Annotated in this window: 14 protein-coding genes and 1 pseudogene; 1 reads left to right on the top strand and 14 read right to left on the bottom strand. The window is 60.4% G+C overall.

What is annotated here, in order from left to right; genetic code table 11:
• Positions 1–55: 55 nt before the first annotated feature.
• Entirely contained in the window at positions 56–280 is a 225-nt protein-coding gene (locus ACA075_RS14275) for a YgdI/YgdR family lipoprotein (protein WP_010460381.1), read from the top strand.
• Positions 281–390: 110 nt separating this feature from the next.
• Here the strand turns inward: ACA075_RS14275 and ACA075_RS14270 are convergent, their stop codons facing one another.
• The 14 genes and pseudogenes from ACA075_RS14270 to ACA075_RS14205 form a co-directional block, all read right to left on the bottom strand.
• Complete coding sequence (locus tag ACA075_RS14270; protein WP_497299029.1) at positions 391–2,244, bottom strand: polyurethane esterase; 1,854 nt, start codon at positions 2,242–2,244, stop codon at positions 391–393.
• Between the two features lie 96 nt (positions 2,245–2,340).
• Positions 2,341–4,029: a polyurethane esterase gene (locus ACA075_RS14265; RefSeq protein ID WP_497299028.1), complete on the bottom strand. Its 1,689-nt coding sequence runs from the start codon at positions 4,027–4,029 to the stop codon at positions 2,341–2,343.
• 24 nt (positions 4,030–4,053) lie between these two features.
• On the bottom strand, positions 4,054–7,125 hold the full coding sequence (locus ACA075_RS14260; protein ID WP_497299027.1) for an autotransporter domain-containing protein: 3,072 nt from the start codon (positions 7,123–7,125) through the stop codon (positions 4,054–4,056).
• A 199-nt stretch (positions 7,126–7,324) separates the two neighbouring features.
• Entirely contained in the window at positions 7,325–10,282 is a 2,958-nt protein-coding gene (gene eprS, locus ACA075_RS14255) for an autotransporter serine peptidase EprS (RefSeq protein ID WP_497299026.1), read from the bottom strand.
• A gap of 220 nt (positions 10,283–10,502) precedes the next feature.
• A complete protein-coding gene (locus tag ACA075_RS14250) occupies positions 10,503–11,870 on the bottom strand; it encodes a TolC family outer membrane protein (protein ID WP_497299025.1) in 1,368 nt (455 codons plus the stop codon).
• Positions 11,871–11,872: 2 nt separating this feature from the next.
• Positions 11,873–13,222 (bottom strand): HlyD family type I secretion periplasmic adaptor subunit, encoded by a 1,350-nt coding sequence (locus tag ACA075_RS14245; protein WP_497299024.1) that lies wholly within the window; start codon positions 13,220–13,222, stop codon positions 11,873–11,875.
• The gene (locus ACA075_RS14240) at positions 13,219–14,994 is read right to left on the bottom strand and encodes a type I secretion system permease/ATPase (RefSeq protein WP_497299023.1); all 1,776 of its coding nucleotides are present in this window, start codon (positions 14,992–14,994) and stop codon (positions 13,219–13,221) included. Before ACA075_RS14240 ends, ACA075_RS14245 begins: the two co-directional genes overlap by 4 nt.
• Before the next feature lie 171 nt (positions 14,995–15,165).
• Positions 15,166–15,594 carry an AprI/Inh family metalloprotease inhibitor gene (locus tag ACA075_RS14235; RefSeq protein WP_497299022.1) on the bottom strand — a complete coding sequence of 143 codons (429 nt, stop codon included), beginning with the start codon at positions 15,592–15,594 and terminating at the stop codon, positions 15,166–15,168.
• Between the two features lie 75 nt (positions 15,595–15,669).
• Positions 15,670–17,127 carry a serralysin family metalloprotease gene (locus tag ACA075_RS14230; RefSeq protein WP_497299021.1) on the bottom strand — a complete coding sequence of 486 codons (1,458 nt, stop codon included), beginning with the start codon at positions 17,125–17,127 and terminating at the stop codon, positions 15,670–15,672.
• Between the two features lie 482 nt (positions 17,128–17,609).
• A pseudogene (locus tag ACA075_RS14225) lies at positions 17,610–18,067 on the bottom strand (REP-associated tyrosine transposase).
• A gap of 91 nt (positions 18,068–18,158) precedes the next feature.
• Positions 18,159–19,244, bottom strand: a complete 1,086-nt coding sequence (locus ACA075_RS14220; RefSeq protein ID WP_497299020.1) for a polyamine ABC transporter substrate-binding protein — start codon at positions 19,242–19,244, stop codon at positions 18,159–18,161.
• A 67-nt stretch (positions 19,245–19,311) separates the two neighbouring features.
• On the bottom strand, positions 19,312–19,653 hold the full coding sequence (locus ACA075_RS14215) for a cupin domain-containing protein (RefSeq protein ID WP_497299019.1): 342 nt from the start codon (positions 19,651–19,653) through the stop codon (positions 19,312–19,314).
• Between the two features lie 43 nt (positions 19,654–19,696).
• On the bottom strand, positions 19,697–21,103 hold the full coding sequence (locus tag ACA075_RS14210) for an NAD(P)/FAD-dependent oxidoreductase (protein WP_497299018.1): 1,407 nt from the start codon (positions 21,101–21,103) through the stop codon (positions 19,697–19,699).
• A gap of 50 nt (positions 21,104–21,153) precedes the next feature.
• Positions 21,154–21,969, bottom strand: a complete 816-nt coding sequence (locus ACA075_RS14205; RefSeq protein ID WP_497299017.1) for a helix-turn-helix domain-containing protein — start codon at positions 21,967–21,969, stop codon at positions 21,154–21,156.
• Positions 21,970–21,990 lie beyond the last annotated feature (21 nt).

The raw sequence follows: 21,990 nt of genomic DNA, 5'->3' as shown, positions 1-21,990 counted from the left end.
CGATCCATGGCACCAACCGGCATAGCGGCTTTTTTTATGCAGTTGAGAGGTGGGTATGAATATCAAGACTCTGGGTTTGCCCTTGGCAGCAGCGGCCTTCCTGGCCCTGGCCGGTTGCTCCACGCCAACGGTCGTGACGTTGCAGAACGGCACCCAGTATTTGACCGAAGACATGCCGAAAACCAAGACCAAGGACGGATTTTACGAGTTTGAGGATATTTCCGGCGCGAAGGTGAAGGTCAATGCCAAAGATGTAGCCACGGTTCGCGAGGAAGACTGAAAACCGCATTATCGTTCTTCGCGGGCAAGCCTCGCTCTTACAAGGATTCGCACAACCCTGTAGGGGCGAGGCTTGCCCGCGAAGAGGCCCTTACCGGCGCCACATCAACGTCAGGCGATTACGATCCCGGAACCAGACAAACTGTCCAGCCCAACCCCCACCAACGTCACCGAATCCCCGCCAAACGTCAGCACCGTATCCTGCCCCACCACCGAGGCATGAGCCCGATAGTCATCATTCGGCACGACCCCCTGAACCCCGAGAAATACCAGCTTGTCGTTCGCCTGATACCCCACCACCCGGTCCCGCCCAAACGCACCGCTGAACAGGAACGTATCAATCCCGCCCCCCGATTCCATCAGGTCATTCCCCGCCCCGCCCACAAACACATCGTTGCCCTGGCCGCCGATCAAATGATCGTTGCCGTCCAGACCGAACAACCAGTCGCCCGTCGCATGTGCCTTAAGCGTATCGGCCCCCGCACCGCCCTTCATCGATGACGCGTACTGAGTCAGGTTGTTGCCAACGGAAAGACCCTTGGCCGTCACGCTGTGCGTAACGTCATCCTTGAACAGCCCCCACAAGAACCCCGGTTCCTTGGTGACAATGCTGCCGATGTCCCGGGTGATGCTGATGCCGCCATTGGCATCACGGACGTAGAGGTTGTCGGCGCCATCGTTGGCAAAGTTGAAATTTTTCACCGACTGCTGCAAGTCCAGCACGTTGCTGCCCTTGCCACCCAATACGATGTTGTAGCCGCCACCGTCACGGAAGGTGTCGTTACCGTCACGCCCCTCCAGGTAGTCGTTGCCCTTGCCCCCCTGAATCAGGTCATTGCCGTCGCTGCCGATGATGAAGGTGCTGCCCTTGTGGGTTTCAGCGTTGCGATTCAGATCCTGAACCCAGGTATTGGCGCGCGCCGGGTCCGAAAGGTTGGCGACGATGATCGTCGAGTCTTTGCTGGTGAGGTCGTAGAACTTCGATTCGATCACCCGGTTCATGCCGTCGCCATAGGCGGTCGGCAAGTGCGAGATCCAGGTCGGGATGTTGAGGATGGAGAACGGCAGCACATTCCACGCGGTCGAGGCGTAGTGGTCGTTGAAGCTGACGATGTTATCGGTCGCCGAGGCCTTGGCGGCATCGTGCACACCCACCGACGACAGGTTGAAGGATGAACCGTCGAGGGCCCGAAACACCGGGTCGTTTTCATAGCCGACGTTGAGCACTTTGTCGTTGCTGCTCTGGGTCGGGGACGCATAGGCGATGTAGTTGGAATCCTTGTAGAACCCGGACCACTTATCTGTGCTCAAGTCCGCCAGGCTGTTGACCGCCAGCCCGCCGAGGCTGTGGCCGCTGACCAGCACGTTTTTACCTGACAGGCCATTGGCCTGGGCAAATGCCATGACGTCGCCGAGCAGATTGCCGAAGGCTTCGCCCACATAATTTTTCGCATAATCCTTGGGACCGAACGCGGCCAGCAGATCGTTGATTACATCGCCGATGGAGTCGCCGATCAAGGTTTCTCGCGGGCCGCTGGTGCCGCGAAAGGCGATGCCGATTTCGCTGAGATGGCCTTGAGCATCGTACTTGCCGAGGATCTCGACCTGCGCGCTGGTGTACCCGGCCTTCTCGCCGAAGAACGTTCCGCGCGCGTCGACCTTGCCGTCATAACCCAGTTGCGAGGCCGTGATGGGCGTCCAGCCGGCTTTTTGCACAGCCTCCAGTGCGGCTTTTTCCGAATCGGGGTTCCAGGGAATGCCGGGAATCACGCCCTGGGAATCGGTGCCACCCAGCAGCGCGGTAACCAGGGTCGCCGGCAAGCCCAGGCCGAAGCCGTTGTGCTGGTAACCGGTGGCAAAGCCATTGTCGAGGTTGTGATAGGAATACAGCGTGATCGCCATCGCGTCGGTAAATAACGCTTTGGAATCGGCTGTGCCGAAGTTTTTGTAGTCATAAACACCCATTGGTATTGCCTCTCTTTTGTTGGAATTGTCAGAGATAGCTCACAACCAGGACGCCTCGCTCACGAGGCGCCCCGGAGCATTTAGTGCATGCAGCCCTTACGCAAACGTGATGCCTGAAGCCGACAGACTGTCCAGTCCCACTCCCACCAGGGTCACGGCAAAATCGCCCACCTTCAGCACCGTGTCATGGCCCGACTGCGAAGCGTGTTGCCTGTAGTCATAGCCCTGCCCCGCGCCCTGAACGCCGAGGAACACCAGCTTGTCGCTGCCTTGGTAGCCATTGATCGCGTCAAAACCGAAGGCGCCGCTGAACAGGAAGGTGTTGTTGCCACCCGAACCCTGCATCACGTCGTTGCCCGCGCCACCGACGAAGGTCACCTGGCTTTTGTCGCTGCGCAGCAGGTCGTCGCCGGCATGACCGAACAACCAGTCGCCGTCGACGCTGGCCGCCAGTGTGTTGCCGTAGGCGTCACCGTTGAGCGAGTGGTTGTAGTGGGTCAGCTCGCTGCCATTGAGCAAGCCGTTGGCGGTGACGCTGTAAGTCACCTCCTTGCTCCCCCACCATGACCCCGACTCCTTGCTCACGAGCGCGCCGATATCGCGGGTCATGCTGATGCCGCCATAGGCGTCACGCACATACAGCGTACCGTCGCCATCGTTGGCAAAACTGAAGTTCTGCAACGGCTTCTGTAACTCGAAGGTGTTGCTGCCCTTGCCGCCCAGCAGGAGGTTGTAGCCACCGTCATCGCGGAACCGGTCGTTGCCGTCGCGGCCTTCGATGAAATCATTGCCAGCACCGCCCTTGAGCAAATCGTTGCTGTCGGTGCCGATGATGAAGGTGCTGCCCGTGTGGGGCTCGCCGCTGCGCCCGAGGTCCTCGACCCAGGTTTTACCCCGGGACGATTCCACCAGATTGGAGACGATCAGCGTCGAGTCCTTGTCGGTGAGGTCGTAGAACCGCGAGTCGATCACCCGGTTCAAACCGTCGGCATAGCCCAACGAGCCATGGGCCGACCAGTTCAGCGGATTGAGGATGCTGAACGGCACCAGGTTCTGTGCGGTGGACGCGTACTGGTCATTGAAGTTGACGATGTTGTTGGTCGCCGAATCCTGATAGCCGTCGTGCTTGCCCAGCGAACCTGTGCTGAACGTGGTGCCGTCGAGCACCCGGAACACCGGGTCGTTCTCGTAGCCGATGTTCAACACGTTGTTGCCGGTGGCGCTCTGAGTCGGTGAGGCAAACGCGATGTAGTTGGCGTCCTTGAAGAACCCGCCCCAGTTGTTGCCGCTCAACTCGGCCAGGCTGTTGACCCCCAACCCGCCGAGGCTATGGCCGCTGACCATGACGTCCTTGGCGCTCAGGCCATGGGCGATGGAAAACGCGGCAACGTCCTTGAGCAAAGTGTCGAAGGCGTTTTTCGCGTAGTTCGTCGCGTAATCCACCGGGCCGATAGCGGCCAGCAAGTTGTTTTTTATGTCGCCGAAGGTGTCGCTGTACCCCAGGCCTCCGGTGCCCCGGAAGGCAATGCCGATACCGATCAGCTTGCCCGCCGTGTCGTACTTGCCGAGCACTTCGGCTTCGGCACTGGTGAAACCGTCCTTCTCGCCAAAGAAGGTGCACTGGGCGCCGACCTTGCCTTGATAACCCAGCTGCGTAGCGCCAATCGGCGCCCAAGCGGTGGCCGGCAGCGGCTGACCGGTTGGCGTGTACGCATACAGCGTTAGGGCGATGGCGTCGCTGTACAGCGCCTTGCTGTCTGCATTTTTGTAATCAAACAGTCCCATGTTGTTTGCTTCCTTTGCGTTAAATCAGAACTGCCAGTCGAGTGTCAGACCTACACCGTGGTCTTTCTCGTTGGAGCCCAGCAGTCCGTTGTAATCCAGGCTCACACGCACATCCTTAGCCACCGCCAGACCGGCCCGCGCACCAATGACGGCGGCGTTACGATCCAGCGACACGCTCTGCACGCTGAACCCGGTGTTGCCGTTGGCGAAGGCCAGATGATATTCGGAACGGGTGTTGCTCAGGTTGTGCTGCCAACCCAGGGTGCCGGACAGTTCCAGCTGCTGTTTGTCCGACAGTGCAATGGCTTTGCTCGCCCGCACACCGAGGGTCGAGAGCACGGCGTCGCGGTTGGCTTCGCCACCCTTGAGCGCGGCGGCATCACCTTTCTCGGTGAAGCTGTCGCTGTTGAGGTGCACGTAAGCCAGGTTGGCGAACGGTTCCAGGGCCAGCGGTTGCAGGTCCAGGCGATACGCCGCTTCGGTAAACAGTTGGGCGGTGGTCGCATCGCGCTTGGATTTCTGTTTGCCGCTGACGTCGCCGAATTGCACGTCACGTTTCACATCGATGCGATGCCAGCTGTAAGCGCCGCCGACGCTCAAGCGAAGTGCATCGATTTCATGGCCCAGGTAGGCGCCCAAGTGGTAGCTGTCGACCGAGGCTGACGAATGCGTGCCATCGCCCATGCTCAACGAGCTGTCGCTATACCCGGTGACGAAACCCAGCCGCGTATCTTCAGTGATCAGACCGTCGACACCGGCCAGCAAGCCGCCGATGGAGCTGTTGGAACTGGCGTTGTCATGCCCGCCGTCGCTCTTGCCCCAGGCGCCGAGGACTTTGACCCAGGCATTGCTGCGGTCATCGGTTGGTGCCGCGGCATCGAACAGATCCCGCTCACGCAGACGTTCGCCGACGGCATCGCGCAGGTAACGGCTGTCATTGATCAGCAACGTGCCGATCGCCGGATGAATCTCACCGGACAGTTGCTGGAAGGCTTGTTGCGCGACCGCCGCCGTCGGCGACAACAGTAAGGTTTCATAGAGCGGATTACCGGCGCCAAGCTGCTCGGCAGCGGCAGCGACGGCGCGTTGGTTCGGAGTCTGGCCGACGCTGGCGAAGGATGCTGCGTTGCGCTCTACCGCCAGTTGGATACCCGTGGCCGAATAGTCGAGTGCGCCGCCGATGAACAAGTAGTTTGGCAGGACTGCGCCAAACCGCCCTTCAATCCCGCCGGCCGCTTGCAAAATGTTGTATTGATTGCCGAGCAGGGATTGCACTTCGCTGGTGGTCAGCAAGGTCGGGCTGTTTTCCAGGGACAGGCTGACGGTCGCGCCGTCGATCACGGCTTTACCGCCCGCGATGATCTGGTCGCTGCTGGTGGGCGACAGCTCCACCGCGTAGGTCGAGCCAGGCTCGAAGGTCACATCGCCCGCCACCTGCAAGGTGCCGATGGAATTGCCCGGCGCCACGGTGCCGCCGCTTTTCGCGGTCAATGCGCCGATGCGGCCGTTACCGCCGAGGATCCCGCTGTCGTTGACGGTCACGGCCGAGAGCAGCGAGCCGTTGATCGCCAATCGGCCCTGATTGACCAGCGTCGGGCCGGCGTAGGTGTTGGCGCCAGTCAGCACCAGTGTGCCGATGCCCTGCTTGGTCAGGCCGCCGTGGCCGGAAATGTCGTTACGCCAGACGTCCCGCCCGCACTGCACGTCGTTGCACACCCGTTCGGTCGGTTTGCCCGCGTCGATAATCGCGCCGATGCCCGGCAAGTCCGCGACAAACTGGCTGGAGCCGTAGGCACCCTGGATGCGGAACTCCTCGGGAATGTCTTGCTCGGTGACAAACATCGCCGGGCCATCGATGCCTTTGCGCAAGTTGATCATGCCCCAGCCGTACAGCGCGTCCACACCGGGTGCGCCCATGTCGGTGGCGGTGGTGCGCAGCACGCTGGCAACCTGGGCGCCAGTCATGTACGGGAAGCGCTCCATCAGCACCGCCACCGCGCCCGCGACGTGCGGCGCCGCCATGGAAGTGCCGTTTTTGTTGGCGTAGCCCACGGTCAGGTTATCGGCATTGGTGCCGCCGATGATTGCGCTGAAGATCTTGCTGCCGGGTGCCGACACGCAGAAACTCGCGGTGTAGCCGCAGCGCGACGAGAAGGTGCTGATGTTGTAGAGGTCCGGGCTGTTGAGGTCCGGGTTCTTCTGCAAGGCTGCGACAGTCATCCAGTTCGGTGCGATTTCGGGAACGAAATAACCGAGGCCGGCAATGGCGTCCGGGTTATTGAGGTTGTAGTCGTTGCCGGCGGCGAAGATCGTCACGATGCCGCTGCGAGCGGCCGCGATCGCACCGTCATAAGCGCCGCCCTGGCGCGTGCCGAGGATGGGCTGGATCTGATTGAACTGCAGTCGCGCGTCCTGCACGGTGAAGTGCGGATACGCCGGGTCGCGGCCGCCCAGGTCGAAGCGATCGGTGATGCCGATGCCCCAACTGTTGTTGATGATCCGCGCGCCGCTGGCGATCAACGCATCCCAACCAGCCTTGTACACCGCACCGTCGTTACCGAGGATGATGCCGTCTTCAGGGCCCGGATCGCCGTTGTCGGCGCTGATGATTTGCGCGCTGTACGCCACGCCGTGCATCGGGTTGCCGTCACGGCTGCCCGCGGCGATCCCGCCGACGTGAGTGCCGTGGGAGCCGAGCTTGCCGTCGTAGCCGACCGTGGGCGAACCGTCATACCGAAACGCATCGCCGGCTTTGACCGGGATGTACGGGTCGGTGTACTCGCGGATACCGCTGGTGACCAGAGTGACGACCTTGTTGGCACCGGAAAACTCCGGATGCTGGGCGTAAACCGGTTGATCGAAGATCCCCAGTTTCACGCCTTTGCCGCTGTAACCGGCGGCGTAGGCTTCCTGGGCATTGATGGCGCCCAGCCCCCAGTCAGCGTTGAACTCAGCGCTGCGCCAGCTGTTGGGATCGCCTGCACGACCGTTTTCCACGTAGGGCGCGGCTTGCGCGGTGCCTATCGAGGCCAGCGCACAAAGCAGGGCTCGGTTGAGTGCTTTCAAGGCGAATAGGTTGTTGTTCTTAACTTTCATCCAGCGACCATCCTTAGTTGTCTTGCCAAAATCCCTGTGGCGAGGGAGCTTTCTCCCGCTCGGCTGCGCAGCAGTCGCAAATCGGCTGGTGCGTTATCCCTGAAGAATCACCGTTGCTGGTGTTGGGGCGGCTTCGCCACCCAGCGGGAGCAAGCTCCCTCGCCACATTTAATGTTTGCCGCATTTGTTGCTTACCGCGTTAAAACTGCCAGTTGAGGCTCAGCCCTACACCATGGCTCTTCTCGCGGCTGGCCAGTTGGCCGGTGTAATCGAGGTTCACGCGGATGTCCCGGCTCAGGGCCAGGCTGGCGTGAGCGCCTACCAACGCCGCATCACGCACCATCGGCGAACTCTCCACCGAGAACACCGTGCTGCCGCTGGCGAACGCCAGGTGTTCCTCTGCGTCGGTATTACTCAGGTTGTGCTGCCAGCCGAGGCTCGCTCCCAGGTCAAGCTGCTGCTGGCCGGACAGGTTCACCGTTTTCAATGCGCGCACGCCCAACGTGCTGAGCACCGCCTCACGCGTGTCGCCACGGCTTTTCAGTGCGGCGCCATCACCTTTCTCGGTGAAACCTTCGGTGTCGAGGTGGACGTAGGACAGATTGGCAAAAGGTTCGAGCGCCAGCGGTTGCAGGTTCAGGCGATACGCCGCTTCACCGAACACTTGAGTGGTGCCGGCATCGACCTTGGCTTTCTGCCTGGCGCTGACGTCACCGTATTGCAGGTCACGTTTGACGTCGGCGCGGTGCCAGCTGTAGGCACCGCCGGCATTCAGGCGCCAGGCACCGACTTCGCGGCCGGCGTAAGCGCCCAAGTGATAGCTGTCGACCTTGGCTGATGAATGAGTGCCCGAGCCCATGCTCACCGAGCTATCGCTATAACCCGTGACCAGGCCGATCCGGGTTTGCTCGTCAATCGCGCCATCGACACCAGCGAGCAAGCCGCCAATCGAGGTGGTGTAACCGGCGGTGTCATAGCGATCATCGGTCTTGCCCCAGGCACCCAATGCCTTGATCCAGCCATTGCTTTGCGCGCCTTTGGCGTCAACCAGTCGCTCACCGATTGCATCGCGCAGGTAACGACTGTCGTTAATCAGGACCGAACCCAACGCCGGGTAGATTTCCCCCGACAACTGCTGGAACGCCTGCTGTGCGGACGTCGCGGTGGGCGACAGCAACAGGCTTTCGTACACCGCACTCCCCGCCCCAAGCCCTTCCACGGCGGAAGCGACGGCGCGTTGGTTCGGCGTCTGGCCGACGCTGGCGAATGTCGTGTCGTTACGCGCCACACTCAGTTGAATACCGGTGGCGGCGTAATCGAGGCTGCCGCCGATGAACAGATAGTTGGGCAACACCGCGCCGAACTGCCCCTGGATACCACCGGCCGCCTGCAGAATGTTGTACTGATGACCGAGCAGGCTTTGCACTTGTTGAGTGCTGAGCAAGGTCGGGCTGTTTTCCAATGACAGGCTGACCGTCGCGCCGCTGACCGTGGCCGTTCCGCCCGCGATGATTCGGTCACTGTCGGTCGGCGACAGCTCCACCGCGTAGGTCGAGCCGGGTGCAAACGTGACGTCGCCGGCGACCTGCAAGGTGCCAATGGAATTGCCCGGCGCAACGATAGCGCCGCGGTTGGCCGTCAGTGCGCCGACTCGTCCTGAACCGCCCAGCGTGCCGCTGTCATTGACGGTCACCGTCGAAGCCAACGAACCGTTGACCGACAGCAGGCCGCCATTCACCGTGGTCGACCCGCGCCAGGTGTTGTCGCCGGTCAGCATCAACCGTCCGGCACCGGATTTGATCAGGCTGCCTTCGTATACCCGGGTGCTGGCGGCAAGATCGCGCGCCATGCCGACGGCGTAATCCGTCTGATCCTGCTGGCTGGCACCGGCCGGCACGCCGTTCTCCCAGCTTTTGGTGCTCAACGTCTGTTGCCAGGCACTGCGTTCGGCCGCGTCTTCACTTTGTCGCTGGATCAGCGCGTTGTCCGAGATGTCGTTGCTCCAGACATCGCTCTGCCCTGCCCCCAGATTGGCGTCGAAGCGCCCGAGCAATTGCCCCGGTCCGCGCATTGCCCGTTCGAGGTTGGCCACGCCCCAGCCGACTCGGGTATTGGGCGCCTGGGTGACGGAACCGTCGAGTTGGGTGGCGGTGGTCAACAGGGTTTCCAGCGCCTGCTGGTTGGTCATGTACGGATAGCGTTCCATCACCAATGCCAGGGCGCCAGTGGCATGCGGTGCGGACATGGAGGTGCCGGACTTAATCGCATAACCGGCGTCGGGGATGGTGCTGTCGATCTTCGCGCCGGGGGTGGTGATGCACCAATACTTGGCGATCCCGCACTGGTTGTACTTCTGCTGGTTACTTTGATCCAGCCCCGACACCGCCAGCCAGTGGCCTTCCAGGTCCGGCTGGAAGTACGGCAAGGCCGAACGCACGCTGGCATTGGGGTAACCGCTGTTGCCGGCGCTGAACACGTTGATCACACCGCGACGGGAAACATCAGCCGCCGCATCGAGCCAGGTGCCTTTGTTCCAGTGCTGGGCGTAAGCGGCGTGCAAGTCGTCGAGGGTGCGATAGCTGACGTCCGGTGGCTGGCTGCCCCAACTGTTATTGATTGCCCGCACACCGGCGTCGGCCAAGGCGTTATAGACCGCTTTGAAGTAGCGCGGATCAGGATTGGGGCCGAACAGAAAACTGTCGTTCTTGTTGGTATTGCCGACGTAGACCTGCGCGTTGTACGCCACACCGTGCATGCCGGTGCCATCGCGGGAGGCGCCAAGGGTGCCAGCGACGTGGGTGCCGTGGGAGTCGTTGTTGGCGTTGAGGGTGCCGTCGACATTGAACAGTGAGCCGTCGACGTAGCTGCCGCTGGCCAGCACCGCGTGGTAACGGTCGGTGGCGAATTCGGGATGGGCTGCATCGAAGCCTGAATCGAGCTCGCCGATTTTCACACCTTTGCCAGTGATGCCGGCGGCGTAGGCCTGGTCGGCCTGCATGCGGGCCAGTCCCCAGTCGCGCTGAAATTCCACCGAGCGCCAACTGGCCGCATCGCCCAGGGTGCCGTTTTCCTGAGAAAGCGCCTGGGCCGAGCCTGGCGCTACTGAAATCCAGAGCAACAGCGTGCCGACCGACATCGGCTTGATCTGTACGTCCATGTTCAACTTCTCGCTTTTTTGGCGTTTTTAGAATTCTGGTTGCCCATTAGGGGCTGCAACGCATCTGTAGCATTTGGCTCAATGTGGCGAGGGGATTTATCCCCGTTGGGCTGCGAAGCGGCCCCAGCAGTTCGTTATCTACACGCACTTCAGGATTGACGACTGCTGCGCAGCCGAACGGGGATAAATCCCCTCGCCACAGGGGTGTTTCTTGAGGAAATCATTGGGGCCTCGGGCCTTGGCCGAATGCCTCGTCCACCTTGGCCAGATCCTGCTCACTCAACGTCCCGGCGTAGTAATGCAACTTGGTCCAGGCCATCAAGTAGTCATACCTTGCCTGAGCCAAATCCCGGCGGGTGGTAAATAGTTGTTGTTCGGCATTTAACGCATCCAGGTTCACCCGCTCACCGCCCAGGATGCTTTGCTTGGTCGAGACCACCAGCGCTTCCGCCGATTTCAGGGCTTTCTGATAAGCGCGCAACTTGTTCACCCCCGACAGGCAGGCACTGAATTGCCGACGCAGCTCGATCAGGGTTTCCCGGGTCTTGCCATCGAGTTCGTACTCGGCCTGTTCCATGGTCCGGCTGGCCTGACGGGTCGACGCCGACAACCCACCGCCGGCGTACAACGGCACGCTGACTTCAATGCCGATGGTGTTGGTGTCGTAACGCTGGTTGTAGGTGTTGCCGCTTTCCGATTCGTTCTGGCGCACCGAAGCGTAGGCACTGACTTTCGGCAGATGTCCGGCGCGGTTGCGTTCGACTTCATACCGCGCGACTTCCACCGCCTGACGCTGGGAGGCCAGGTTCGGGTTGTTGGCCACGGCCATCTCGTGCCAGGTGTCGTAGTTGGCCGGCAGCAGGCTGAAGGTCTGGAAGTTCTGGTCCAGCGGCGCCAGGTCCGTAATGTCGACGGCCGGCACGCCAATCAGCGCACCCAGTTCGCGCAAGGACGCGTCCTGCTCGTTGCGTGCCTCGATTTCCTCGGCGGTCGCCAGTTCGTAGCGAGACTCGGCCTCAAGAATATCGGTGCGCGTGCCCTCGCCTTGGCGGAACATCTGCTCGTTCTGCTGGAACTGCTGCTCGAAGGCCTTCTTCTTCGCCAGCGCGATGTCGATCTGATCCTGAGCGAACAACGCATGGGTGTAGTTTTCCAGCACACGAACCAGCAACTCCTGGCTCTTGCCGCGAAAAGCTTCGTCGGCAAACAGCGATTGCGCCACGCCTTTTCGATACGCCGCATAGGCTTCGTAATCGAGTAATGGTTGTTGCAGGGTCAGGTTCGAGCCGTAGCTGCTGTAGTTGCGGTCCTCAGTGAAATCCGGCCGACCTTCGTTAATTTGGGTGACCTTGGAGGTGTTCCGCCCCTTGTTGTAGGTGTAACCGATCCTGGGCAACAACCCGGCCCGGCCAATGATGCGGTTTTCAAGGCCGGCATCGCGTTCCTTCATGGCACCAAGGAACACTGGGTCATTGCGCAACGCTTGCTCGTAGATCTCGAACGGCCCCATGGCGGCCATCACACTGTTGCACGTCAGCAACGCCAGGGTGGCTGCGAGCATTGAAAGCTTATTCATACAGCCGAACATCCTTATTCCTCGGTCAACGCGGAACCTGCCCGGTCGAGCAGCGGTTTGAACAGATAGTTGAGGAGTGAGCGTTCACCGGTACGCACGAACATTTCCGCCGGCATGCCGGGCTTGATCACCAGACCGTTGAGTTTTTCCATGGCCTGTTCGCTGACGCTGCTGCGCAGCACGTAGTACGGCGCGCCGGTTTTCTCGTCGACCATCTGGTCGGCGGAAATCAGGCTGACTTCGCCGGGTACGCGTGGCGTTCGGCTCTGGTTGAACGCGGTGAACAGAATATCCACCGGCAAGTGGGTGCCGACCTTGTCGATCAGGTTGATCGGCAAGTGCCCTTCCACTTCCAGGCGGGTGCCTTGCGGCACGATCTCCAGCAAGGTTTCGCCCTGGCGGACCACCGCACCTTCGGTGTGAACGCCAAGGTTGACCGCGATACCGTCGGCGGTGGCGATGATCTCGCTGTGTTGCAGATCGAACCCGGCGGAAGTCAGTTGCTCTTCCAGGGTCACGCTTTTGAGTTGCGCGTCGGCCAGTTGCGTGCGGACTTCTTTCTGATATTCCTCGATGTGCTGTTGCAGCTTCAGGCGCGACTCGAGGATGCCCTGCTCGACCCGGCCGCTTTCACCGCTGTTTTCCGCCAATTGCTGCTGCACCTGCGACAGTTGCCGCTGGAACTCCATCAAGCGGTTGCGCGGGATGTAGCCGTTGTCTGCCAGGGGCTGAAGGTTACTCAGTTGTTGTTGCAGCGAACTGGCCTGAGCCGTCAGGTCCGTGCGCGCGCGGCGCATGCCGGCCAATTGCGCGCTGGCGCCTTCGATACTGGCGCGCAAACCCGCCTGCTCACGGGAAAACGCTTCGCGGCGGCTGCTGAACAATTGCCGCTGGCCTTCGAGGACCAGGGCCAGGCGTGGGTCGGGATCGTTGCTCAGTTCAGCGGGGAAAATCACTTGCTTGAGGTTGTCCCGCTCGCTCTGCCAACGCGCCAGGCTGGCCCAGGCCATGCGGTACTGCGCTTGCAGCGATTGCACGTCGGCCGCGACCTGGGTCTGGTCGAGCTGGAACAGCGGCTGGCCCTGCTTTACCACCTGGCCCTCGCGCACCAGAATCCGGCTGACCACGCCGTTGCTCATCGATTGCACGGCTTTGCGCTTGCCCGAGACCACGACTGTGCCTTGTACCGGGATGCCTTGGTCGAGCGGCGCCAGGCTGGCCCAGGTGAAGAAACTGCCGGCGCCGACGATCGCCAGAATCCAGCCCATGCGGGCAAAGAAACGCGCATCACGCTCAGGGCGTTCGGCGATGTAATCGTGTTCCATCGTCGCTTCGTTTTCAGTGTTCATGCGAGCGCTGGTCATACACCCGAATTCCTTGTCGTAGGCTGATACTGGCGACTCATGCTGAGCCCACCCGGTGCTTGCGCCGGTTTTTCACGTTGTTGTTCCTGGGCGCCGGAGAGTGCCTTGAGCACTTCCTGGCTGGGGCCAAAGGCCTGCAAACGACCGTCGTTGAGCACCAGCAATTTGTCGGCCTGAGCCAGCGCCGAGGAGCGATGGGTCACCAGAATCACGCTGGTGCCCTGGGCCTTCATCTGCGCGATGGCGCCGGCCAGCGCCGCTTCGCCCACGGTGTCGAGGTTGGAATTGGGTTCATCGAGCACCACCAGGCTTGGCTTGCCGTACAGCGCGCGGGCCAATGCCACCCGTTGCTTCTGACCGCCAGACAAGCCGCTGCCGTCCTCACCCAGCACTGTGTCGTAGCCCTGCGGCATGCGCAGGATCAGCTCATGGACGCCCGCCTGTTGCGCCGCTTCGACGACTTTTTGCGGATCCGCTTCGCGAAAACGGGCGATGTTTTCCGCGATGCTGCCGCTGAACAATTCGATGTCCTGGGGCAAGTAACCGATGTAAGGACCCAGGTCGTCGCGGTTCCAGAGATGGATATCCGCGCCGTCGAGCCGCACGGTGCCGCCGAGGGTTGGCCAGACGCCGACCAGCACCCGGGCCAAGGTCGATTTGCCGGAGCCGGAGGCGCCGAGTACGCCCAACACTTCGCCGGCACCCAGGCTGAAATTGACCATGTGCAGGGTCGCCGCGCGTTGCCCCGGAGGGCTGGCGCTGACTTGTTCGAAGGTGATCTGCCCTTTCGGCGCCGGCAGCGCCATGGCTTCGTCACTCGGTGGGAAGGCTTGCAGCAGCGAATCAAGACGACGGTACGCGAGCTTGGCACCGCTCCATTGTTTCCACACCGCGATCAGTTGATCGATGGGGCTCAGGACGCGGCCCATCAGAATGGAGCCGGCGATCATCATCCCGGCGGTCATGTCGCCCTTGATCACCAGCAACGCGCCCAGGCCCAGGACCAGGGATTGCAGGCACAGGCGCAAGGTTTTGCTCAGGGAGCTGATGATGGCGCCGGTGTCGCTGGCCTGATTCTGCAGGCCGAGGAAACGCGAGTGCACCTGGAACCAGCGCTTGCGCAGCACCCCGAGCATGCCCATCGCCTGAATGGTTTCGGCGTTGTGCAGGTGACTGGTGGCCAGTTGGCTTGACTTCTGGGAGAACCCGGCGGCTTCGCCCAAGGGCTTTTTGGTCATTGCCTCGTTCAGGCAAGCGAGGCCGATCAGCACCACCGCGCCCACAGTCGCGAACACACCGAGCCAGACGTTGAACAGGTAGATCACGAAGAGGTAGACCGGAAACCACGGCGCGTCAAAGAAGGCAAACAACGCAGGACCGGTGACGAACTGGCGAATGTGGGTCAGATCGCCAAGGGACTGACCAGCATTGCCCTCGCCCTTGAGCAGGTTGCGCTCGAACGCGGCCTGATACACCCGCAGGTTGAAACGGCGCTCCAGTTGGCTGCCGATGCGGATGACGATGAAGCTGCGCACGATCTCGAGCAAACCGATGAAGGCGAAAAATCCGACCACCATCAGTGACAACATGGCCAGGGTGGTTTCGTTTTGCGAAGACAACACGCGGTCGTAGACCTGGAGCATGTAAATCGACGGGACCAGCATCAGCACGTTAATTAAAGCGGTAAAACAACCGACGCTGATCAGGATGCTCTTATAGTCGCCCAATGCCTTGAATAACGGTGCGGTGGCCGGGCTCTTTTCCATCTTCATGGGTTCTTCCTGAGATGTTATTCCTCGTCATGCCTGACGAAGTTTCCATTAACTGTCCGCCTATAGGCGCAGATAGGTTTGGCGCACTAGCGCTTACAAACCAATAACAATTTTTAATCTGGTTTGGTGCTTATAACGATAATGACCGCTACTCTTTTCGCCGCAGCCTTTTCATTGCTGCGCCTGACGCACAAGTGTTATGACCAGCCCGGATTTCAATGTGGTTTTATAAGCGCCATCACGTTGACGGCTGAGAAATAGAATCTTCGAACCTTCTTTGCCCGTTATGGCCAGTCCATCTGGTTCCGGGAACCAACCGATAGCGGTTTCGCCGTTCAGCCAGGCGCTGAGGCAATCGGCGCCCTCACCCAATGTCTGCGTTGGCTGAAAGTCGATGACGCACACATTGGAGGGTTTGTCTTGCAACACCTGGGACTCGGGCGAGTCGTTTTTGGCGCTCAGGGTCGCCTGCCATTTGCCGGCCAGTTCCGAGGGATCTGCTAATTTCAGGCTGCTCGCCATGGCTGTCTCTCCAAAAAAAATCATCAACGTCGCCAGGAGCCACGCGGTTGTTCGGTGGGTAAAGGCTTTATGGGCCATAGGTCGTTGTACTCCGGCTGGTGGCCTTTGGCACAGAGGACGGCGCGTTGGCGCCGCCCTCCTTATCGCGTTACATCACGCAGCGATGTCCGAGAACGCCGCCTGGCCAACGGTGCTGACCAGGAAATCAGCCACGCCATGCCCGGAGAAGTCCACCGACAACTGGCTGTTACCGCCCGAAGAGGTCAACACTGCATCGCCTGCCGCACCGGTGAACGAACTCACGAAGTGCAGGCCCGCGCCTTTGGTGATGCCGGTCAGGTCAATCTTGTCCAGGCCGCTGACAAAATCGAGGATCTGATCAGCCACACCGGGCTTGGAGTCGCTGCTGGCCGCGAACACAAAGGTGTCCGAGCCGGTACCGCCCCACAGCTTGTCCGCACCGCCCGCGCCGAAGAGGATGTCGTTGCCGGCACCACCCTTCAGTTCGTTGGATACGCCATTACCAATCAGCAGGTCGTTACCCGAACCGCCATTCGCGTTCTCGATGGTTGCACCCTTGGCAATGGAAACGTTGCCAACCATGCCGCCAACGTCGGAAAACGAGGCTTCATTGAGGTTGATCTTCTGGTTCTGGGTAAAGCCGGAGAAGTCCAGCGTGTCTTTTCCGCCCGCATCCCACACCGAAAACACGACCTTGTCCGACGACGAAGACGCACTCAGGAAATCGCGACCGGCATTGGAGTTGAAACCGTAGGTGGTGTCACCGGTGCGGGTGGTGGTGTTGGCACCGTAGAGCTTCTGGATGGCGGCAATGTCGTCCAGCAGCGGGCCGGATGCATAAGCTTCCACGCCGGCCTTGCTGAAGTTCTGGTCGGTATTGCTTTCACTCCAGTAGCTCATGAGGCTGTAACCGCGGGTGTCTTCCCCGTAGGTCGCGTCGTTGTAGGTCGGCGCGCCTTCACCGGCGTTGTAGTCGCCGGGGTGGGCGAGGCCCAGGGTGTGACCGATTTCATGGGTCAGGGTTTGACGACCGTAGTTGTTCAGGTCCGGCGTCTTGTTGGGCGTGTAGCTGCTGTTGGTCAGGTACCACGAAGTACCGTCATAACCGGCACCGGTGCCAGGCAGGTAGGCGAATGCCGCTGCGCCGTCCTGGCCGCCGCTGTAGTTGCCGAAAGTCATGTGACCGTCGCCGCCCGTGGCCTTCTCGGTGAAAGTGACTTTGGCCACATCGGCCCAGGATTGCATGGCGAGCGCGGCCTGGGCTTTCTGTTGAGCGCTGAACTGACTGAAGCCGGTAATCCCGTGCTTGTTCATGGTGCTCGACGACGCCGAGGTCAGGAACGTGTAGGTCAGTTCGATTTTGCCGCTGCCGTCCTTGTCCTGGTAGGCAGCGCCATCGCGCAGCAATTGGGTCGCTGCCTCGTCGACGGAGTAGGAAGGTTTACCATTGACCGTGAGATTGCCACCTCGGTCATACTGATGGCTGAAGCTGTCGATCTGGTTGTACGCGGAACTGGGCGCAGCCAATGCTTGCAATGGCGAAAAGGCCTGTTCGGCAAGATCAATAGCGTTGTTTTTAACTTTCGACATAAACACACTTCCTTGTTTAGCAATGGAACAGTTTTTGTCAGATAGCGACAATCTCTGGCGAGATCGTCCTATCACTCGCCCAATGAAGGCGAAAGAAAACTGACACAATTCGAAATCAAACGTCTACATTTTTTTTGACGTCAAATTGTTCTGCCCCGGCAAGTACCCGGAAACAATGCCTGCGCTGTCGAAATATAGTTTTAAGTTGATGGTTTCGGACTAATTGTCTGACAATTGCGTATTTAAATATTAAATAGGGGTAAGTTGTTTTTTGTCGAAGGCGTCTCACTTTTCCGGACTTATCAATATGAGTGCCAGTGGATTGATATCAGACGGAGTTATATTGGATATGACATTTTGGCGACTGCTTCGCAGCCGAACGCAGCCGAACGCTGCTCGGCAGCTGCTACAAAGATTGCGGTGTACACGGATCGTGTAGCAGATGCCTAGCAGCGCGAGGCTGCGAAGCAGTCGTCAGGCACTCATAACCAACACGCATCCCACAGCGGATAATCATGAACCCGCGTCACTAGCCCCGCGCGTATCGGATTGGCGACGACATACCGAGCAAGATCTTTCACGTCCTCCTTCTGCCGCACAGCGCGATCATGATACCCCTTTTGCCATAACCGCCCTCGCCGCCCCAATGCCTGATTGACCGCCAAACCACTCCGGGATTTTATCCGGCACATCATCTCCGCCAGTGTCTTGTCGTGCAGTTGCACCAGGCAGTGCATATGATCCGGCATCACAACCCACGTTAAAAACTCCGCCCAACCCTCCTCCTGTGCCATACGCAACTCCCGAACGACCAACCTTCCCAACCGCCAATCCGCAAAAAACGGCTGCCGTGGTCAACGACAGCCGTTAGCAGATAAATACGTCCTGGCTCAGAAAAACGGCCGGTGCGTAGCAGGCCCGCATTTGAACAAACAGGCATTCCATGCCTCCTGATCCATTGAAAGGAGGCGCGGAATCTACAGCGTCGCCATCAAGCCCGACCCGCCGCAATAGCTACAAAACATGAACCCTCAACTCCCCGTCCGAATCTTGTTCCACACCCGCGTCCGAATCCGGTCAATGTTCAGCGGCATCGCCTCCAGGGCGAAGAGCTTGCCCATCATTTCCGGGCTCGGATAAACCTTGGTGTCGTTCTTGATGGCCGGGTCGATCAGGCTGTCGGCCTGTTGGTTGCCGTTGGCGTAGTGCACGTAGTTGCTGATGCTGGCCATGACGTCCGGGCGCAGCAGGTAGTTCATGAACGCGTAGCCGGCCTTTTCGTCCGGGGCGTCGGCGGGCATGGCGACCATGTCGAACCAGATGGCAGCACCTTCCTTGGGAATGGCGTAACCGATGTCGATGCCGTTCTTGGCTTCTTTGGCACGGTTTTCGGCTTGCAGGATGTCGCCGGAGAAGCCGACGGCCACGCAGATGTCACCGTTGGCCAGGTCGCTGGTGTATTTGGATGAGTGGAAATAGCTGACGTAGGGCCGGACTTTCATCAGCAGCGCTTCAGCTTTTTTGTAGTCGTCCGGGTTCTTGCTGTGGTGCGGCAGCCCGAGGTAGTTCAGCGCGGCCGGCAGCAGCTCTGGGCCGTTGTCGAGGATGGCGACACCGCACTTTTGCAGCTTGGCCATGTTCTCGGGCTTGAAGATCAGGTCCCAGGAATCCACGGGCGCGTTGTCGCCCAGCACGGCCTTGACCTTGGCGATGTTGTAGCCGATGCCGGTGCTGCCCCACAGGTACGGGAAACCGTGTTCGTTGCCCGGGTCGTTGGTCTGCAATGCCGTGAGCAATACCGGGTTGAGGTTCTTCCAGTTCGGCAGCTGGCGCTTGTCGAGCTTCTTCAGCGCCCCGCCCTGAATCTGCCGTGCCATGAAGTGGTTGGACGGGAATACCACGTCGTACCCGGATTTGCCGGTCATCAACTTGCCATCAAGGGTTTCGTTGCTGTCGTAGACGTCGTAGCTGAAAGCGATGCCGGTTTCTTTCTGGAAGTTTTTGGTGGTGTCCGGCGCGATGTAGTCCGACCAGTTATAGATCTTGGCGGTCTCGGCGGCGTGACTGAGGGACGCGACGAGCGCAAGGGGTGCCAGAGTCAGTGTCTTTCGGATCATGAGTCGATTCCTGTATGAGCTGTTGTGCTTTTTATTGGAGGGCTGGCAGGCAATCAAAAGATCAAAATCAAAAAATCAAAACGTAGGTCTTGCGCACGGTTTCCTGGATGTCCCAGATGCCGAGGCTGTTGGCCGGCAACATCAGTGCATCGCCGGCTTCGATATAGAGGATTTCACCGTCGTCCGGGGTGAAAGTGCAGCGTCCCTGGATGAAGTGACAGAATTCCTGCGCAACGATCTGCCGGCGCCAGCGGCCGGGCGTGCATTCCCAGACGCCGGTTTCGACGCCGTCGTCGCGTTCGACGCTGGTGGTCGAAGCCACTGCTACCGGCGCTCCCAACGGCACGGCGACGGGGTTCGACGCTTCCAGTTCCAGTGTTGCGGTGTTCTTGAATTGCGTGATGCCCATGGGAGTACCTGTCGATTGAGCCTATAGATGAAGAACGCGCCGTTTACTGCATGAAACCTTCCATGAACCCTGCCACCTTGCTCGCCAGCTTGCGGCGCCAGGGAGCCGTAGCCGGGTTGGCCAGGGTCTGGTCTTCGTGGACGAAGCTGCGGATGATCGCGTTGTAACCCAGCCAGCGGCAGGGCTCCGGCTCCCAGGCCCGGAGCGTTTCCAGACCGCCTTGAGGCATGACCCAAGGCTGGTGAACCAGTTCGGTATCGCGCTCAAGAATCAGATCCGCCAGGGTTCTGCCGCCCAGGTTGCTGGCGCCGACGCCCTCGCCGCCATAACCGCCGGACAAGGCAATGCCGCTGGCCTGATCGCAGAGCATGTGCGGCTTGAAGTGCCGCGACATGCCCAAGTTGCCGCCCCACGCGTGGGTAATCTGCACGTTCTTGAGTTGTGGGAAGAGTTCGCCGAACAGGTAGCGCCGCAACTCCACTTCGCTGGTGGTCAGGTCAAAGTCATGGCGCAATTTGCCAGCAAACTGATAGCCGCCCCGGGCGCCGAAGACCAGGCGGTTATCCGCCGTGCGCTGGCCGTAGGTGACCTGTCGGCTGCTTTCGCTGAACGCCTGGCCGCGGCTCAGGCCGATTTCGTCCCAGGTCGCGGCAGACAGTGGTTCGGTGGCGACAATCAGGCTTTGGACCGGTAACTGATAGCGGCCAAGGGGTGGCAACGTGACCGAATAACCTTCTACCGCTGGCACGATCCAGCGACTGCGAACCTGAGCCTTGGCAGTACGCAAACTCCCCGACTGCCACTGCGTGACCGCGCTGTTTTCGTAGATTTTGACACCCATGCGCTCGACCGTTTCTGCCAGACCTCGCACTAACTTTGCCGGGTGAATGGTCGCAACGTGCGGTGCATAGATACCGCCATAAGGCTTCGCAACTCTGATCTGTTGCGCCAGTTGCTCCGGGCTGAGCCAGCGGTAATCGCTTTCGGTCAGGCCTTGGCGGTAAAGCTTGTCCAGATAGCCGCGCAGGCTGGCTTCCTGCTCGGGATAGCGCGCTGCACAGTACAGCACCCCGCCTTTTCGATAATCGCAGTCGATGCCCTCACGTTCGATGGCAATCTCGACTTCATCAGGAATGCTGTGCAGCAGATCGAAAGAGGCGCGACGTTGGTCTGGCGGCAGACCGGCCAACAGACGGTCCTCGCCCAGCAAGTTACCCATCAGCCAGCCGCCGTTTCTGCCCGACGCGCCAAAACCGGCGGTTTGCGCTTCGACGATGGCAATGTCCAGGCCTGGCGCCAGACGCTTGAGGTAATACGCGGTCCAGAGCCCGGTGTAGCCCGCGCCAATGATGGCCACGTCGACGTCCAGATCGTGCTCCAGCGCTGGACGCGCCAGCAACGGCTCGTCGAGTTGGTCCATCCACAAACTGATAGTGCGCCACGCCGACATGCCAGACTCCGCCACTCAAACTTCGATAGCGTCGATCCTAGTGCGTGGGCTCAGGGACTGTCGTGCGCGCGTGCACGCAAAGAAATTTGTTTGACGTAAGCCTTGGGCGACAGCCCTGTGTGCTGGCGGAAACAACTGTAGAACGCCGACAAGGAGTTGAAGCCGGCGGCAAACGCCAGCTCATCAACGCGCAACGGTGGCGTGGCGGCGTCCAGCGCCGCGAGTAAATGCTGCAGCCGTGCCTGGTTGACGTAGCGATAGAAGCTCTGGCCCAACACTTGATTCAGCAGATAGGAAATCTGATTGCGGCTGTACCCGCACTCCTGCGCCACCCGCTGCAGATCGAGCTCGGGGTCCAGATAAGGCTGCTGGCGCTGGAAATACTGTTGCAGGTCGTCAGCCATGAAACTCAGCTGGCGCGGTGAAAGCCCGAGCCGACTGGCGGCCGGGCGCAAGTTCGCAGCGGTGTTGCTTTGCGGTTGTTCGCGCACCAGGGACGCGTATTCGTTGACCCGCCAGATCAACCCGTCGCGCACCGTGATCGCTTCACTGGAACGGAACGACACCAGCCCTTCGCCGCCGCGCAAGGTCATCTGGTACTGGATGAACGCAGTGTTGCCGTCCAGGCGTATGCGATCGGAATGCTCCAGCGCCTCGTCCGGGTTACGCGGCATGCTGCCGCGCACGTACTCGCGCAACTCATCCAGGCCCATGACCCGGTTCTGGAAAAAATCGTTGTACTGAATGTCCGGGTGATAAAGCGCCATGACACCGTCCAGATCCCGGTGTTTCCAGCACAAGTGGTAGCGCATGACCGTCTCGCCCGTGACCTGGGTTTGCAGCGGGCCATCATCATCGGCGTGCATAAGGGACTCGACGAAAAAAAC

The organism is Pseudomonas sp. LBUM1663 (genome assembly GCF_059695905.1).
This window is presented reverse-complemented; position numbering and strand designations above follow the sequence as displayed.